Consider the following 15,905-nt stretch of genomic DNA (forward strand, 5'->3'; position numbering starts at 1 on the left):
TCCTATCTACACTTAAATGGTTCTTTACGGAAAGAAGATCGTTAAAGATCAACCTAATAAGCAAAAAAAAGCGACCCTATTGGGCCGCCTTCACTATAACAAATTTTCAAAAATCGCGGTTAGCAATTTATGCTAGTGCTTTCTCGATATCTGCACTAACTTCTGCAACTTGCTTAGTACCGTCAAATTTCAAGTACTTGGTGTTGCCTGCTTCTGCTTCTTTACCGTAGTAATTGATAAGTGGTGCAGTTTGCTCGTGGTATACACCTAGACGAGCGCGAACAGTTTCTTCTTTGTCGTCATCACGGACAACAAGGTCTTCGCCAGTCACGTCATCTTTACCTTCCACTTTAGGTGGGTTGTAAACAATGTGGTAAGTACGGCCTGAAGCCAAGTGAGCACGACGACCCGCCATACGCTCAACAATCACGTCATCAGCGACATCGAATTCAATCACGTAGTCTACATCAACGCCCATCTCTTTTAGACCATCAGCCTGAGGGATTGTGCGTGGGAAGCCATCTAGCAAGAAACCTTTTTCACAGTCATCTTGAGCAATACGCTCTTTGATTAGACCAAGGATAATTTCATCAGAAACTAGCTGACCAGCGTCGATTACAGCTTTAGCTTGTTTGCCAAGTTCTGTACCTGCTTTGATAGCAGCACGCAGCATGTCACCAGTAGAGATTTGCGGAATACCGTATTTTTCCATGATGAAATTAGCTTGTGTGCCTTTACCTGCACCTGGAGCACCTAGAAGAATGATGCGCATGTTGAATCCTCTTAAGAAAATGATGATTTATACCGAAGCTCACTATGACTGACTTTGTCACGCTTCAAGGTAAGTTTCGGTATAACGGTTCAAACGTTTAACAATAAAACAGGCGTGCACATTACACGCCCGTTCGCTTCGTTTCAAGATTGCATTCTATCATACAATACTTTGTCGAAGCGTGAATTTAGACTAAAGAATGCTTAAACACTCACACTTAATGGCGATTTATAAGCGTTTTATTCACGATAAGCGCAAATAAATCAAAAAGCCCGCAAGTTGCGAGCTTTTCATTGATTTTAGCGTGTTAGCCCTTAGTCAAAAGCGAGTTAATTGCACCTAAGAACTGAGATGGATCGGCCATCGAGCCACGCTCAGCGAGCATTGCTTGACCAAGCAGCACTTCCACCCAACGACCGAAGGCCTCTTCATCCGCTTCGTCAGCCATTTGCTTAACCAGCGCATGCTCTGGGTTAATCTCGAAAATGTACTTCACTTCTGGAGCAGCTTGACCTGCAGCTTCAAGAAGCTTCGCCATTTGCGTTCCCATTTCAAAGTCATCGGTGACAACCACAGCAGGTGTTGACGCAAGCTTGAACGTCGTACGAACTTCTTTCACGCGATCGCCCAAGTACGCTTTCGTGCGTTCAACCACGGATTTAAACTCTTCTTCCGTCTCTTTCTGCTTTTCTTTTTCCGCTTCGTCTTCGAACTTGCTGAGATCAAGACCCGCTTTCGTGATCGACTGGAACTGCTTGCCGTCAAACTCAGTCAGGTAGTTCATCAACCACTCATCGATGCGATCAAACATTAGAACCACTTCGATGCCTTTGGCTTTGAATTGCTCCAAGTGAGGGCTATTCTTCGCCGCCGCGTAACTGTCTGCTGTGAGGTAGTAGATCTTGTCTTGACCTTCTTTCATGCGCTCAACATAAGATGCAAGGCTCACAGTCTGCTCAGCAGAGTCTACCTCTGTAGAAGCGAAACGCAGTAGACCAGCCACTTTTTCTTTGTTGGCCATGTCTTCTGCTGGACCTTCTTTTAGTACAAGCCCAAACTCTTTCCAGAATGATTGATACTTCTCTTCATCATTCTTCGCCATACGCTCTAGCATCGTCAGTACGCGCTTAGTACACGCGTTACGTAACGACTGTGTGACTTTGTTGTCTTGCAGAATCTCACGCGAAACGTTCAGCGGTAGATCGTTTGAATCAATCAAACCACGAACAAAACGCAAGTATGACGGCATAAACTGCTCAGCGTCGTCCATGATAAACACACGCTGAACGTACAATTTAAGACCCGATTTATGATCGCGGTTCATCATATCCCACGGTGCTTTCGATGGGATGTACAGTAGGCTGGTGTAGTCGTTTTTACCTTCTACGCGGTTGTGACTCCACACTAGCGGATCGGCAAAATCATGGGAAACATGCTTATAAAACTCTTGGTATTCTTCGTCAGTAATGTCTGACTTGTTGCGAGTCCAAAGCGCTTGAGCCTTGTTGATTTGCTCCCACTTTTTCTCACCCGTTTCTTTGCCTTCGTCATCGCGCTCTGCTGTTTGGATGGAAACCGGGATACCAATGTGATCTGAGTATTTGCTGATCACTTCACGTAGGCGCCACTCATTAAGGAACTCTTTGCCCTCTTCACGCATGTGCAAGATGATGTCAGTACCACGAGACGCTTTGGAAATATCTTCGATGGTGTATTCACCTTCACCCGCCGAGTGCCACTGAACACCTTGCTCAGCCTCTAGACCTGCAGCGCGTGTGCGGACAGTTACCGCATCCGCAACGATGAACGCAGAGTAAAAACCAACACCGAATTGACCGATAAGTTGTGAGTCTTTCGATTGGTCTTCAGATAGCTTTGAGAAGAACTCAGCCGTACCAGATTTAGCAATTGTGCCCAAATGTTCAATGACGTCTTCACGGCTCATGCCGATGCCGTTGTCGGAGATGGTTAGCGTGTTGGCATCTTCATCAAAAGACAGCTTTACGCCTAGATCTGCATCACCTTGGTAAAGCTCAGGGTTAGATAAGGCTTGAAAACGCAGCTTGTCGGATGCATCCGATGCGTTTGAAATCAACTCACGTAGGAAAATCTCTTTGTTAGAGTAAAGAGAATGAATCATCAGGTGAAGTAACTGTTTGACTTCAGATTGAAAACCACGAGTTTCTTTGTTTTGTGTTGCTGTTTCGCTCATGTTCGCTCCATTACACCTATACCAATCAACCCTCTCGTTCTTGGAGAGGTTTTGACAAAGTTAATCTGCAAGTTAACATGAGGGTGACAAATGTAAATTCAAGGTCAAAATAGATAAAAACAGTGTTTTTTTACTTCAAACTTGACTATCCTTGTACCCCGAAAAAATCAAAAAAACTAAAAATCAGTCATACTATCGACTTGTACACCGCCCCAACGGTGAAATTACTTACCTGAAACTTCAATAATAATGGCCGAAATTGATGAGCAATATAGGTACTAAGTTCAATTTAGCGAACCGATTCACGTTCGATCCAAATACTAATTCTCTTATCGATAGAGAGTGTGAAGACGAACTCATTCGCTTAGGCAGTAACGAAAGTAGAATTCTGCTTCTACTGTGCGAGAAACCCAATGAAGTGATCTCTCGCAACGACCTGCATGACTTTGTATGGCGCAGACAAGGTTTTGAAGTGGATGACTCGAGCCTAACTCAGGCGATATCCACACTGCGTAAACTGCTAAAAGACTCGACTAAATCTCCCCAGTATGTGAAAACCGTGCCAAAACGCGGCTACCAATTGATCACAAGTGTCGAGCGAACCACTCCGTTGATGAGTGGCGAAAACCAAGCCGAGACTCTACCCCCAGAGTCAACAGACGTTGATTTAGAAGCGGTTGAAGAGTCAGCACTTCATGAGAGTCTAACCGTTACTGAAGAAAACAGTGTCACGCCTCCTGCGGTAACTGCAACTACTGTGACACCGAAAAGCAAACTCATCAGTCGTATTATCATCCTCTTGGCGCTGTTTTTGCCGCTCAGCGTGGTATTACTGACCAACCCAGCAGAGTCCAAATTCCGCCAAATTGCAGTGTTTGACAACACCACGATAAAGACGCCAATTAACCATCCTGACCTAACCAGCTGGTATCCGTCGATTGAGCAATGTGTCAAAAGATACAACGAGACTCATACCGAAGCACTTGCACCGATTGAAGTGATTGCAACTGGCGGTCAAAACAATCAGTTGGTGTTGAATTACATTCACTCACTTGAACATTCAGGTGAAAACATCACGCTGCGTATTTTCGCTGAGCAAAAAGATCTCGGTAAAGTTTGCCAATAGGATATATGACGATGAATCAAAAATTAGCCGCAGGCCTACTGGTTGTTTCCGCTCTTTTTAGCAGTTGGCTTTACTGGGGAAGCGACCTCAAAGTTGAACAAGTTCTGACATCTAAAGAGTGGCAGTCAAAAATGGTTACTGTGATTGCTACCCCGCTTCAAGAGCAACAAGAAGAGTCTGTTGGACCTCTGAGAAAAGCGGATGTGACGTCTAATGTGAAGTACCTGCCTAACCAAACTTACATTCGCGTTTCAACCGTTCGCCTATTTGCAGACGATAGCGACATAGAAGAAAACGACGTCGTGATCAATATTTCTGAAACCGGAGAATGGGATATCAGTGACAACTATTTACTGGTGAATCCGATAGAGTTTAAAGACATTTCTGCCGCTCAAAGCAAAGAATTCACGCCGCAGCAGCTAGAGCTTATTACTCAGCTTTTCAAAATGGACGCCCAGCAAAGCAGACGCATCGACATCGTCAATAATAAAACATTACTATTGACCAGCTTGAGCCACGGCTCCACGGTTCTTTTCTCAAACTAACAACCAACCAAGGGGCAGGACGCCCCTTTTTGCGTAAACCTAATGGACTGGATAAACACCTTTGGCCTTTTTTGGGGCTCTTTTCTCGCCAATACACTTGCCTCACTCTCTGGTGGAGGCGCGGGTTTACTGCAATTTCCTCTACTGATATTTTTGGGTCTCCCATTCTCCGTAGCTTTAGCAACACATAAAGTGGCTAGCGTAGCGCTGGGTATCGGCGCGGCTTTTACCCACATAAGAAACCGAACTTTTGACTACCGTGTCGCCCTGTATGTTGTTGCTGTTGGCAGCATTGGGGCCGTTATCGGAGCAAACATCGTTCTTTTGATTCCCACAGACATCGCCGAGACACTTCTAGGGGTGATGATTTTAGCTATTGGTATTTATTCACGGTTCAAGAAGCAACTTGGCCAGCAAGAAACACCGATTCATCGAACCCGGACAGGTTGGTTTATAGGTGGAATAGGATTAATGATCATTGGCATAATTAATGGCTCGTTAACCGCTGGGTCAGGCTTATTGGTAACCATATTTCTGGTGCGCTGGTTTGGCTACAGCTACAAACAAGCCGTTGCGTTAACCTTGATATGTGTCGGTTTGTTTTGGAATGGGATTGGCGGACTGGCCATTGTTCAGGCTGGTGCACCAATATATTGGCCTTGGCTACCTGTACTGCTGCTCGGCTCTTTAGCCGGCGGTAGCTTGGGGGCCTATTTAACAACTCGCTACAGCAATCAGTTTATTAAAGTTTGCTTCGAGCTGTTGACGTTTGCGATAGGCATCAAATTACTACTTTAGATGGAGAGAGAGGTGGACAAAGCCATTATCGACATATTTTATTGTCGCCAGTGTAACTGGATGTTGAGATCGACATGGCTAACACAGGAGTTGCTGCATACATTCAGTGAAGAGATCGAATCCGTCTCTCTCCATCCCGATACTGGCGGTCGGTTCGAGATCCACTGCAATGGCCAGTTGATTTGGGAGAGGAAACGAGATGGCGGTTTTCCAGAAGCCAAAGTGTTAAAGCAGCGAGTTCGAGACCTTATCGATCCCGAGCGAGATTTAGGTCACTCAGACAGTAAATAAGGCAGCCCAACGCTGCCTTAATCAACATCAACACAACGATACCGATGCGATGGTTTCTCCGCCAAAAGCGACAACAGAGAGCGTGTTGTTCTCCAACACCCCAAAGCTCGCCATATATCCTTCACGAGGAAACGTCACTGAACCTGGATTAAAGATAAATTGCTCGCCATCTCGCATCGCAACAGGAACGTGGCTATGGCCATGGACGATTGCATCACCACTGCGCAATGCTGGGCGTTTAGCGGCGTTATAAAGATGTCCATGAGTCAGAAACAGGCGTTGCCCCGACTCGAGAAGCACCCATGCATAGTCCATCATCATCGGAAACGAGAGTAGCATTTGATCCACTTCACTATCACAGTTACCGCGCACAGCGATAATACGATCTGCAAACTGGTTTAATCGCTGTGCAACTTGTGGTGGATTGTACCCTTCCGGAACAGGGTTCCTTGGGCCATGATTCAATACATCACCCAACAGAACCAAAGTTTGTGCACCAGAACGTTCAAACTCCGCTAACATCTTATCGGTTGCAGGCAAACAGCCATGCAAATCAGAGGCAAAAAACAGCTTCACAACACAGTCTCCTCAAAAATAATGAGGGCATTGTACGTAATTAGCGGTTCTCCGTCATCCTAGCCATGCCGTTAATCACAATGTTGTTGTAGCTGACCATACCGATGACTTCACCGTTATCAATCACTGGCGCGCGGCTAATGCCAAATCGCTCAAACAGCCTTGCACAATACTTCACATTCATGTCCGGAGAAACGCTGAGCGCAGGCTTTGTCATGATTTCGTATAGGTTGGTTCTTTCCGGTGAGCGGTTTTTTGCCAATACTTTTTTCGCAATGTCGTTCATCAATACCAAACCGTATTCGTCATCATCATTTCGCTTATTGACCACCAGCGCCTTAACCCGATGTTCTCTGGCTAAATCAATGCCTTCACTTACCGTCCTGAGGCCGTCAATCATGACATAATTGCTTGCCATTACGTCTCTAACTCGGATCTTCTCATGACTACTCATAACTCATCCTCAACCACTTTTGTTAATTGCTCGACTTGATGTGCGACACCGACCGCGTCTTCTATATCAATCTGGACTGCAATACCTTGCCCTGACTCCTGATCGAACTCCCCCACATCGTTGATTGTTTCAAGAATATGCCGAGACAAATGCTCTTCGACCACAAACAGCAACACATCTCTTTGCACTTCTAGCGTTAAACCAAAGAAGGTGCGCTTCTTATTTAACCCCTCTCCTCTGGCATTATTAATCACCGTTGCTCCTGTCGCTCCGGCATCTCTCGCCGCATCCAAAACCTTGTCGGTTTTACTGTCTTCAACAAAAGCTAGAATCAATTTAAAGCGCATCATCGCTCTCCTCTTTCACCGACTTTAGATCCAGTCGACGAGTTAACTGGGCATAGCCCATCACGGAAATCATTGGAAAAAGGCTGGCAAAGGCAATCAAGCCAAAACCATCAATCATCGGACTTCGCCCCGGAACCGTCGATGCCAATCCCAACCCAAGAGCGGCAACTAAAGGAACCGTGACAGTGGACGTTGTTACGCCGCCAGAATCATAAGCCAGCGGCACGATAAATTTAGGGGCATAGAAGGTTTGAATCACAACCACGATGTAACCAGCAATAATGTAGTAATGGATAGGATCCCCCGCGACAATACGATAACTGCCAAGAGAAATCCCGATGGCCACGCCAAGCGCCACCGCGATCCGCAATCCATTAACACTAATCGCCCCACCAGACACTTGATTCGCCTTGATGGCGACAGCGATAAGTGACGGCTCGGCAATCGTGGTACTAAAACCTATGCAAAAGGCAAACAAGTAGACCCAGTAATAGTCAGGCCAACTAACGCCGCTACTCTCTGATATCTTAAACTGAGACAAAAATTCGGGCGCTGTCAGCTGCACTGCCATGGTTTCGCCAAGTGGAAACAGTGCCATCTCAAGCCCAATCAGAAACAGAGACAAACCCAGAATCACATAGATAAAGCCCAAAAGCACTTTAGCGAGGTTGTTGACGGGCTTGCGCAAAACCACAAATTGAAAACCAAAGATGATGGTGGCGATCGGAAATACATCGCGAACCGTACCGATGAAGGTGTCGATAAACTGGGAAACATCTATCATGCGATCACCATTCCATAGATCATGACAAACATCATCGGTAACAGGGAGGCAAACGCAATCAAGCCAAAGCCGTCAATCATGGGGTTACGCCCTTTGATTGCAGAGGCAAGCCCTACTCCCAATGCCGTCACCAAAGGGACTGTAATAGTCGATGTCGTGACGCCCCCTGAGTCATATGCCACCCCGATAATACTTTCTGGCGCAAACATGGTGAGAATAACGACACCAATGTAGCCGCCGATGATCATGTATTGAATCGACCAACCTTTTAAGATGCGAAGCACGCCGAGCATAATCGCGAAACCCACGGACAACGCCACAGTAAATCGCAAGCCGTCTGCATACTGCTCCATCGCATTGGGGCTGTGCTCTATCATTCCGCCTTCTGCGGCAACTTCAGCCGCTTCGTCGGCGACCGCTGTCAATGCGGGCTCTGCGACAGTTGTGCCAAAGCCAAGGCAAAAGGCGAACAACATAAGCCAAAAAACGCTGCCCTTGCGAGCGAACGACTGAGCCATGGACTCACCAATTGGAAACAACCCCATCTCAAGGCCAAATATAAATAGCGTCAAACCAGAAACAACCAACAGCAGCCCGATCAAAATAGACAACAAGTTTGGCAACGGCTCTTGAAGAACCAGTAGCTGAAAAAAAACAATCACTGCAATTATGGGAAGTAAATCCCTCAAACTTCCAAGAAACGCTTTAATTAGCGCTGTCATTGCTTCCATCGTGCATCCCTATCCCGAATCTTTCATCAATGATGGCAAATGAAACCGTGCTTTGGTGTGACTTACATTACGCGGAAATCAATAAACGTAACAAAATGTTAATTTTGTGATAATCGTTGTGCCGCATCAATTGGTGATCCTATTTCGTGCTAACTCGCTATAATTATTAGCATTAGTAAAAATTGGCTTTCCTATTGGTCAGCATAGGAGGAAAAGGAGAAATGGATGAAAATACTACTAACCGGTGGTACAGGTTTTATTGGCAAAGAGTTACTTAAACACTTCACCACACACGACGTAGTGTTACTCACTCGCTCGCCACAAACTGCAAAATCCATTGTCTATTTCGCTGATATGGGAAATGTCTCTTACATATCGAGCCTCGATGCCTACCACGATTTAAATGAGTTTGATGCCGTCATTAACCTTGCAGGAGAACCGATTGCCGATAAGCGTTGGAGTAAAAAACAGAAGCAAGAGATTTGTGATAGCCGTTGGACGTTAACCGAAAAAATCGTTGATCTTATTCACGCGAGTACAGCTCCACCATCAGTGTTTATCAGCGGTTCTGCGGTCGGCTACTACGGCGATCAACAGGAACACCCATTTGATGAAGCGTTGCATGTCCATAATGACAGTTTTCCTCACCACGTATGCGCCAAATGGGAGACCATCGCAAACCGTGCTCGCTCCGAGTCAACCCGAGTGTGTATCTTACGCACTGGGATCGTACTGGCGCCGGAAGGTGGGGCGTTAAACAAAATGCTGCTGCCTTACAAGTGCGGATTAGGTGGCCCTATTGGTAGTGGCAAGCAGTACATGCCATGGATACACATGTTGGACATGGTGAGAGCCATCGTCTATTTACTGAAAACAGAACACGCAGACGGAGAGTTCAACCTCTGTGCCCCTCACCCTGTCACCAACGCCCAATTTAGTAAAACGCTTGCCAAGTCGTTAAAGCGCCCTCATTTTTTGTTTACGCCGAAATGGGTGCTCAAGCTAGCGATGGGAGAAAGCTCAACGCTTCTGTTTGATAGCCTTAGGGCAAAACCCAAAAAGCTGACAGAACTCGGCTTTCGCTTCAGTTACTCACGAATTGAACCCGCGTTGAAAAACTTGTTACAACATCATGACTAATCTTTTACTCTATCCAAGATCAAGGATAAGTAGAGTAAGAGAAACTAATGAAGACCATTTTAATAACCGGATGTTCGACTGGAATCGGGTACGTCTGTACTCACGCATTACATCAACGTGGATACCAAGTGATTGCGTCATGCCGACAGCTAAAAGATGTACAACGGCTAAAAGAGGAAGGACTCCATTGTGTACAACTCGACCTATCCGACAGCGAGAGCATCTCTAATGGTCTACAAGCGGCGTTAGCGATAACAGGCGGCAAGTTAGACGCTCTATTTAACAATGGCGCATATGGACAACCGGGAGCCCTTGAAGACTTACCCACGCAAGCGCTAAGAACTCAGTTTGAAACGAATTTCTTTGGTTGGCATGAGTTGGTAACTCAAGTACTACCTATCATGCGTAAACAAGGTCACGGACGCATTGTACAAAATAGTTCTGTTCTAGGGTTTGCAGCCATGAAATATCGTGGCGCTTACAATGCTTCCAAGTTTGCTTTAGAAGGTTGGACCGATACCCTGAGATTAGAGCTTTGTGAGACAAATATTCACATTAGTCTGATAGAACCGGGGCCAATTGAAACTCAATTCAGAGCCAATGCGAAGAATGCCTTTCTTAAATGGGTAGATACCGAAAACAGTTACCATAAAGCAGAATATCAATCTCAATTACAAAGGCTTGAAAACGAATCGTCCAACAACGCATTTGTGCTGCCAGCCGAATCTTGTGTTGCTCCGCTCATTCATGCGCTGGAAGCATCAACACCCAAGATACGCTATCGCGTTACGACACCCACAAAAGTCTTCGCCTTGTTAAAGCGTCTACTACCAACCCGAGTGCTCGATCAGATATTGCGACGAGCAGCATAAAAAAATAACGAGTCGATGTAATTTTATCGTAATAATTGGACGTTATCTTAGTCACTGAAGATTGCTCTTCCACATAATTAAAGCGTTACATTCGGTAAAATAACATGACACTTAACCAACTCAACTGGATCGGTGTGGGTGTTGCGCTAACTCTGTTTATCGTTCTATAAACACCTTCGCTTGCTATTTAGTCGCAAAAAACACCGCCAAATTGGCGGTGTTTTTGTATTATTCAGCCCCTTGCCTTGAAGTCTCTCTGCTGCGCCCATATCTTTCTTTGTACGAACAAAGTGCAAGGACTCTTTACATGCAATCACCATTTATTGTCGAGCTTAATGAACAGAACTTCCGCCAAGTGCTTGAAGGCTCAATGCAAACTCCCGTACTGGTGCATTTCTGGGCACCAATGAGCCAAGAAAGTGCTCAAGTGATCCCTGATCTGCAGATGCTTGCTCAGCAATACAACGGTGCTTTTACACTCGCGTTGCTAAACTGCGAGCAAGAGCAAATGATAGCGAGCCAGTTTGGCGTTCAAGCCATTCCAACCATCGCACTGTTCGTTAATGGCCAAGCCGTTGATGGCATGGGCGGCCCTCAAGCTATTGAAACCATTAAAGAGATGCTTACCAAGCATCTACCTAGTCAAGATGAAATGATCCTAAAGCAAGCAAGCGAACTCATCCAAGCCGGTGACCACGCACAAGCTTTACCTTTGCTCGAAGGATTAGATGACACTGTTAAACAAAAAGGTGACGTGAAACTCGCGTTGGCCAGTTGTTATCTAGAAACCCAGAAATTTGATCAAGCGAAAGCGCTACTTGAGCACATCCCACTTGAGTATCAAGACAATTTCTACAAAGGCCTCATCGCTAAACTAGACCTGCATGCTCAAGCGGCGAATAGCCCAGAGATCCAATCGTTAGAAGCGTCTCTTAGTCAAGCGCCTGAGGACGCAGACATCGCAAACAAATTAGCACTCGCCTACCATCAAGTGAACCGTGATGAAGAGGCACTAGAGTTACTTTGGAGTTACCTAAAGACTAACCTCAACGCGCTCGACGGTGAAGTCAAAAAATCATTTATGGATATTCTGGCGGCGCTTGGGCAAGGTAACCCAATTGCGGGGAAATACCGCCGACAGCTCTACTCAATTCTTTACTAGTCGTCCATTAGCACCTTCTAAATCATGCAGTTAAAGCCGGTTTATCCGGCTTTTATTCTATCGAAACTTAGCTTTAGTTCTCATTTCTGTCATTGTTTCAAGTGGTTAAATAGGCAACAATCGACATAGATACTGATATAAGGAACTCAAAATGGCTATTGATTCGTTGATTACCATCGGTGTACTGCTCTTCGTTATCATTGCACTCATCATTGCTGCCGTGAAAACGGTCCCTCAGGGCAACCATTGGACAGTGGAACGCTTCGGGCGCTATACGCATACACTTCGTCCCGGCCTCAATATGATTATCCCCTTCATCGATGGGATTGGTCATAAGGTCAATATGATGGAGCGGGTTCTCGATATTCCAGCACAAGAGGTCATTTCAAAGGACAACGCGAACGTGACCATCGACGCCGTGTGTTTTGTTCAAGTCATTGACGCGCCAAAAGCGGCCTATGAAGTTAATGACTTAGAACATGCCATCCGAAACTTAACACTCACTAACATTCGTACCGTATTGGGCTCTATGGAGCTTGATGAAATGCTCAGCCAGCGTGACCTCATAAACAGTCGCTTATTGACCATTGTTGACGATGCGACAAACCCATGGGGCGTGAAAGTGACTCGAATTGAAATCAAAGATGTTCAGCCCCCAGCAGACCTCACTGCTGCGATGAATGCACAAATGAAAGCAGAGCGTAATAAGCGTGCTGATATTTTGGAAGCTGAAGGCGTTCGACAAGCTGAAATCCTTAAAGCGGAAGGCCACAAACAGTCCGAGATATTAAAAGCGGAAGGGGATAAGCAAGCCGCTATACTTCAAGCAGAAGCTCGTGAACGCGCTGCAGAAGCCGAAGCGAAAGCAACCGCGATGGTTTCTGAGGCAATTTCAAAAGGTGATATGCAAGCAGTGAACTACTTTATCGCACAGGGCTATACCGAAGCACTTAAATCCATTGGGCAAGCTGAAAATGGTAAGATCATCATGCTTCCTCTTGAAGCATCTGGTTTGATGGGCTCAGTGGCCGGTATTGCGGAGATGTTCAAGCATCAGTCTAAACAAGATAAGTAGAGGCGATTTTGTTCGAGTTACTTGATTCAATTAATCATTGGCACTGGTTGGCATTTGGTCTAGCACTTCTCGCAGTTGAACTGCTCGGTACCGCAGGATATTTCCTCTGGCTGGGTTTGTCAGCATTAATTGTTGGTGCTGTTTTAACGGTTGTGCCGATGAGTTGGCAACTTCAATGGACCTCATTCGGCGCTTTCTCTTTAATCACGACTTGGTTATGGTGGCGTAGGCAGTTATCACAGGACAAACGCAGTGATTCCCGACGCCAACTCAACCAAAAAGAAAAGCAGCTAATCGGTGAAGTCGTTACACTCAGTGAAGACTTTCCTTCAGGGAAAGGTCGAATCAAGCTAGGAGATACGACTTGGACTGCCAGATCAGAGACCCCTCTGCAAGCAGGCACCCAAGTTGTAGTTACCGGTGTAGATGGCATCGTGCTTACCATTAAGCAAAAGATTTGAGTTTTTAAACACACGAAACGTAAAAAGCGCGGCAAAATGCCTCGCTTTTTTCTTTTTTACTCTACTAAGAAAAACTTACAACGAAATCAGCACAAATTAAGTACGCTATATTTTCCACCAACTAGAAAGACAGAATACCATCTACCCTTTCCAAACAGATCATTTCATAAACTTAGAGCGCAATTCGCAGCAGAGCTACTAGGTTATTTATTGTCGAAAAAATTGAATTTTTCAATTATTTTTGATCTTAACTGAATTCTCACCATACTTATTGACGAACCTTGCTCTACTAAACTAATTGACTAGAGGTCTGTTATGAAATTCGTATCAATTTTGTTCGCTGCAATATTAGCAATAAGTCCGGTTCTATCTCACGCATCTCAAAATGCCGGGCATGTCTTTGGTGCAGGCATTGATTGCACGTTTAGCGACGGAAGCGTCAAACATCTTCCACGTGAGTTATGTAAAGCATATGGAGGAGAGCCCAATTAACACGCTGGAAACGCTACGAAGCTAAATCCTATGTTGGCTTCGTAGCCTAGGTTGGTTAAAACTTGTAAAAGTCCGCCCCCAAGAAAGCGTCCCATCCTCTTTGCCACTCAGCTTTAATCATCACTTCTTGTGGTTGACCGTCACACTGATTCGTGTATCGCGTTCCTGTAATCCCTTTCTCAAAGGCTTTAAAAGGGTCACAATAGATTTCTTTGCCCGCCTTATATCCGCTTTCATAAGCCACTTGATCGAAAGAGACTTTTTCCTTTAAATCAGCGAGCACATCATTGTCATATTGGAACCCCCGAGAACCGAAACGTTCGCCCTGACCATACCAATACTCTGCAGCTGTTTTTGGTTGGCTAGTACATGCTTGTAATGCGATAAGTACAAAGGGAACAAACCATATTTTTGTCATTTTAGCCTCCAGATTGAAACGAAAAAAGCTGAGCATTACGCTCAGCTTTTAGACAGTAGATTAGATTACTGGTTCAGATACTTATTACTTAACTGCGAAAGGAATAGTTAGCATAAGTTTGAAATCAGTCTCGTCTTGGAACAAGTTAGTGTAACCAGTCCAGTTTGGAGCATCTGTATCATTGAAGTACTCAGTGTAGTAGAACGAGATGTTCGCATCTTTCAGAGCACCAGCTTGGATTGCATAGTTCGCAAAGAAGCTGTACGCGTACTCTTTAAGATCTTTGTAGCCTTCGGCTTCTGCACCGAAACCGAATGCACCACTTACACCTGCGCTAAAGCCTTTACCGCCGATATCAGAGAAGTCACGAGATGCAGATAGGAAACCTGCGAATTCGCCGTCGTGGTTAAAGTCAGAACGGTTGTTCCACCAGATGTCGTATGCACCGTTTGAGCCACCGTAAGCGCTTGTTAGACGGTAAGCCATGTTGCCTGATGCGCCATCAACATTAGACTCAGCTGACGTGTACGTTGCTTCCGCACGGTAAGAGTATTGGCCTGAAGCGAAAGAGGTCAGCATCGCTAACTGGAATGCAGTGCTATCGTACTGCTCTTCATCGTCTACGATGTATAGTTGTGGAGACCAGTAAACGCCGCCATCAGTAGTGCCTTTAACTTTAACGTGGAAGTTCTTACGCTCACCACCAGTCAATGCACCGTAACCAACATCAACAAGGATATCGTTATCGAACGTGTAACGACCACCTAGAGAGTATAATGCACCTGCATCTTCGCCATCAGTCGTTTGGAAAGTGTAAGTACGCTTGAACCAAGGAGCTTTGTACTCTTCAGCAACAACTAGACCAAGGTCGAAACCACCAACTTTCGCGCCGACTTCACCACCTAGGTATGTACCAGGAGCGAATGACCAGTTAACGCCTAGAGAACTTGGTACAGAAGGTTGGAAGTAACCTAGCTTAGCGGTAGCCGTATCACCAAACTTGAATTTCGCTGCTGCAGTCGCGAACGATACACCGTTGCTGTTACAGTTAGAGTTCCACTTAGAGTTGTTGTTTGTTACTTGACCAGGGTTGTCAGGATCTTCCGCAAGTTTCTTACAGTCACCCACTTTACCGTCACCGTAAGGGCTGCTTACGTCCCAGAAGTTCATTTCGTGGTCTGGGCTCGCGTTTTGCCACATATCGAATGTGCTGTAGATAACAAAGTCTGCACCCACAGTGTCAGCAACGTAACCAGAATTAAAACCAAGGTTTGCAAACACAGAACCGTGGTCTAAGTTAGCTGTTTTCTTAGTATCAGAACCATTTGCGTCAACATTGCCGCGAACACGATCACGCATGAAGAAGTTCACGTTACCGCTGATTGCTGACTCACCGAAAAATTCTGAAACCGCACCTGCGTAATCTGGACCCAAGTTATCTTGGTTAGCCATAGCTGGAGCCGCTGCGATTGCTCCTACTAGTGCTGCTGTAATTGCAGATACTTTAAACATTTTGTCCATGGAAAAACTCCTAAAAATGGATATAGCTGTTTTTTCTTTTTTCTCACCTTAAGTTGGCCGCCGAAGGGAGAACTCATTTCCTATGTTGAAAACCGCAAATTAACCTTAATCTTTGATTTTCTATTTCC

18 protein-coding genes are annotated in these 15,905 nt (G+C 45.5%); 9 read left to right on the forward strand and 9 right to left on the reverse strand.

Annotation, left to right across the window (positions count from 1 at the left end):
• Positions 1 to 127: 127 nt before the first annotated feature.
• Together adk and htpG are read right to left on the reverse strand one after the other, a co-directional pair.
• Complete coding sequence (adk, locus tag ACUALS_RS10330) at positions 128 to 772, reverse strand: adenylate kinase (RefSeq protein ID WP_005474729.1); 645 nt, start codon at positions 770 to 772, stop codon at positions 128 to 130.
• Positions 773 to 1,079: 307 nt separating this feature from the next.
• Positions 1,080 to 2,984, reverse strand: a complete 1,905-nt coding sequence (htpG, locus tag ACUALS_RS10335; protein WP_038139412.1) for a molecular chaperone HtpG — start codon at positions 2,982 to 2,984, stop codon at positions 1,080 to 1,082.
• Between the two features lie 262 nt (positions 2,985 to 3,246).
• On the opposite strand from htpG, the gene ACUALS_RS10340 reads away from it, so the two are divergent.
• Genes ACUALS_RS10340 through ACUALS_RS10355 form a run of 4 tightly spaced genes read left to right on the forward strand, consistent with a single transcriptional unit; the run spans position 3,247 to position 5,744 of the window.
• Positions 3,247 to 4,110 carry a winged helix-turn-helix domain-containing protein gene (locus ACUALS_RS10340; protein ID WP_454448311.1) on the forward strand — a complete coding sequence of 288 codons (864 nt, stop codon included), beginning with the start codon at positions 3,247 to 3,249 and terminating at the stop codon, positions 4,108 to 4,110.
• 11 nt (positions 4,111 to 4,121) lie between these two features.
• Entirely contained in the window at positions 4,122 to 4,655 is a 534-nt protein-coding gene (locus ACUALS_RS10345; protein ID WP_005474725.1) for a regulatory protein ToxS, read from the forward strand.
• A 42-nt stretch (positions 4,656 to 4,697) separates the two neighbouring features.
• Positions 4,698 to 5,453, forward strand: coding sequence for a sulfite exporter TauE/SafE family protein (locus ACUALS_RS10350; protein ID WP_039483346.1), 756 nt, complete (start codon positions 4,698 to 4,700; stop codon positions 5,451 to 5,453).
• Between the two features lie 12 nt (positions 5,454 to 5,465).
• On the forward strand, positions 5,466 to 5,744 hold the full coding sequence (locus tag ACUALS_RS10355; protein WP_038190346.1) for a SelT/SelW/SelH family protein: 279 nt from the start codon (positions 5,466 to 5,468) through the stop codon (positions 5,742 to 5,744).
• Positions 5,745 to 5,771: 27 nt separating this feature from the next.
• On the opposite strand, the gene yfcE is transcribed toward ACUALS_RS10355, so the two are convergent.
• The 5 genes from yfcE to ACUALS_RS10380 are packed head-to-tail and all read right to left on the reverse strand — an operon-like array spanning position 5,772 to position 8,636.
• Positions 5,772 to 6,320, reverse strand: a complete 549-nt coding sequence (gene yfcE, locus ACUALS_RS10360; RefSeq protein WP_454448312.1) for a phosphodiesterase — start codon at positions 6,318 to 6,320, stop codon at positions 5,772 to 5,774.
• A 40-nt stretch (positions 6,321 to 6,360) separates the two neighbouring features.
• Positions 6,361 to 6,774: a CBS domain-containing protein gene (locus tag ACUALS_RS10365; RefSeq protein ID WP_269977189.1), complete on the reverse strand. Its 414-nt coding sequence runs from the start codon at positions 6,772 to 6,774 to the stop codon at positions 6,361 to 6,363.
• A complete protein-coding gene (locus tag ACUALS_RS10370; RefSeq protein ID WP_005474733.1) occupies positions 6,771 to 7,121 on the reverse strand; it encodes a P-II family nitrogen regulator in 351 nt (116 codons plus the stop codon). Before ACUALS_RS10370 ends, ACUALS_RS10365 begins: the two co-directional genes overlap by 4 nt.
• On the reverse strand, positions 7,111 to 7,905 hold the full coding sequence (locus tag ACUALS_RS10375) for a DUF1538 domain-containing protein (RefSeq protein ID WP_454448313.1): 795 nt from the start codon (positions 7,903 to 7,905) through the stop codon (positions 7,111 to 7,113). The genes ACUALS_RS10370 and ACUALS_RS10375 overlap by 11 nt, the downstream gene beginning before the upstream one ends.
• Positions 7,902 to 8,636 carry a DUF1538 family protein gene (locus ACUALS_RS10380; RefSeq protein WP_454448314.1) on the reverse strand — a complete coding sequence of 245 codons (735 nt, stop codon included), beginning with the start codon at positions 8,634 to 8,636 and terminating at the stop codon, positions 7,902 to 7,904. Before ACUALS_RS10380 ends, ACUALS_RS10375 begins: the two co-directional genes overlap by 4 nt.
• A gap of 225 nt (positions 8,637 to 8,861) precedes the next feature.
• On the opposite strand from ACUALS_RS10380, the gene ACUALS_RS10385 reads away from it, so the two are divergent.
• The 5 genes from ACUALS_RS10385 (at position 8,862) to ACUALS_RS10405 (ending at position 13,346) form a co-directional block, all read left to right on the forward strand.
• On the forward strand, positions 8,862 to 9,776 hold the full coding sequence (locus ACUALS_RS10385) for a TIGR01777 family oxidoreductase (RefSeq protein WP_454448315.1): 915 nt from the start codon (positions 8,862 to 8,864) through the stop codon (positions 9,774 to 9,776).
• Between the two features lie 47 nt (positions 9,777 to 9,823).
• Positions 9,824 to 10,648 (forward strand): SDR family oxidoreductase, encoded by an 825-nt coding sequence (locus tag ACUALS_RS10390; RefSeq protein ID WP_454448316.1) that lies wholly within the window; start codon positions 9,824 to 9,826, stop codon positions 10,646 to 10,648.
• Between the two features lie 307 nt (positions 10,649 to 10,955).
• Positions 10,956 to 11,810, forward strand: a complete 855-nt coding sequence (locus ACUALS_RS10395) for a co-chaperone YbbN (RefSeq protein WP_454448317.1) — start codon at positions 10,956 to 10,958, stop codon at positions 11,808 to 11,810.
• Positions 11,811 to 11,961: 151 nt separating this feature from the next.
• Positions 11,962 to 12,885: an SPFH domain-containing protein gene (locus tag ACUALS_RS10400; protein WP_454448318.1), complete on the forward strand. Its 924-nt coding sequence runs from the start codon at positions 11,962 to 11,964 to the stop codon at positions 12,883 to 12,885.
• An 8-nt stretch (positions 12,886 to 12,893) separates the two neighbouring features.
• Positions 12,894 to 13,346, forward strand: coding sequence for an NfeD family protein (locus ACUALS_RS10405; protein WP_454448319.1), 453 nt, complete (start codon positions 12,894 to 12,896; stop codon positions 13,344 to 13,346).
• Between the two features lie 547 nt (positions 13,347 to 13,893).
• Here ACUALS_RS10405 and ACUALS_RS10410 read toward each other — a convergent pair.
• Together ACUALS_RS10410 and ACUALS_RS10415 are read right to left on the reverse strand one after the other, a co-directional pair.
• The gene (locus ACUALS_RS10410) at positions 13,894 to 14,256 is read right to left on the reverse strand and encodes a DUF2799 domain-containing protein (RefSeq protein ID WP_334475005.1); all 363 of its coding nucleotides are present in this window, start codon (positions 14,254 to 14,256) and stop codon (positions 13,894 to 13,896) included.
• A gap of 84 nt (positions 14,257 to 14,340) precedes the next feature.
• The gene (locus tag ACUALS_RS10415; RefSeq protein WP_005474812.1) at positions 14,341 to 15,777 is read right to left on the reverse strand and encodes a hypothetical protein; all 1,437 of its coding nucleotides are present in this window, start codon (positions 15,775 to 15,777) and stop codon (positions 14,341 to 14,343) included.
• Between the last annotated feature and the right edge of the window lie 128 nt (positions 15,778 to 15,905).

It is taken from the genome of Vibrio sp. NH-7 (assembly GCF_053643215.1).

Excerpts from the sequence above, each read along its gene's own strand:
- ACUALS_RS10415 (WP_005474812.1), bottom strand. The coding sequence starts at position 15,777 with ATGGACAAAATGTTTAAAGTATCTGCAATTACAGCAGCACTAGTAGGA.
- ACUALS_RS10375 (WP_454448313.1), bottom strand. The coding sequence starts at position 7,905 with ATGATAGATGTTTCCCAGTTTATCGACACCTTCATCGGTACGGTTCGC.
- ACUALS_RS10345 (WP_005474725.1), top strand. The coding sequence starts at position 4,122 with ATGAATCAAAAATTAGCCGCAGGCCTACTGGTTGTTTCCGCTCTTTTT.
- ACUALS_RS10370 (WP_005474733.1), bottom strand. The coding sequence starts at position 7,121 with ATGCGCTTTAAATTGATTCTAGCTTTTGTTGAAGACAGTAAAACCGAC.
- ACUALS_RS10340 (WP_454448311.1), top strand. The coding sequence starts at position 3,247 with ATGAGCAATATAGGTACTAAGTTCAATTTAGCGAACCGATTCACGTTC.
- ACUALS_RS10390 (WP_454448316.1), top strand. The coding sequence starts at position 9,824 with ATGAAGACCATTTTAATAACCGGATGTTCGACTGGAATCGGGTACGTC.
- ACUALS_RS10380 (WP_454448314.1), bottom strand. The coding sequence starts at position 8,636 with ATGGAAGCAATGACAGCGCTAATTAAAGCGTTTCTTGGAAGTTTGAGG.
- adk (WP_005474729.1), bottom strand. The coding sequence starts at position 772 with ATGCGCATCATTCTTCTAGGTGCTCCAGGTGCAGGTAAAGGCACACAA.
- ACUALS_RS10400 (WP_454448318.1), top strand. The coding sequence starts at position 11,962 with ATGGCTATTGATTCGTTGATTACCATCGGTGTACTGCTCTTCGTTATC.
- ACUALS_RS10365 (WP_269977189.1), bottom strand. The coding sequence starts at position 6,774 with ATGAGTAGTCATGAGAAGATCCGAGTTAGAGACGTAATGGCAAGCAAT.
- ACUALS_RS10385 (WP_454448315.1), top strand. The coding sequence starts at position 8,862 with ATGAAAATACTACTAACCGGTGGTACAGGTTTTATTGGCAAAGAGTTA.
- htpG (WP_038139412.1), bottom strand. The coding sequence starts at position 2,984 with ATGAGCGAAACAGCAACACAAAACAAAGAAACTCGTGGTTTTCAATCT.
- ACUALS_RS10350 (WP_039483346.1), top strand. The coding sequence starts at position 4,698 with ATGGACTGGATAAACACCTTTGGCCTTTTTTGGGGCTCTTTTCTCGCC.
- ACUALS_RS10395 (WP_454448317.1), top strand. The coding sequence starts at position 10,956 with ATGCAATCACCATTTATTGTCGAGCTTAATGAACAGAACTTCCGCCAA.
- ACUALS_RS10410 (WP_334475005.1), bottom strand. The coding sequence starts at position 14,256 with ATGACAAAAATATGGTTTGTTCCCTTTGTACTTATCGCATTACAAGCA.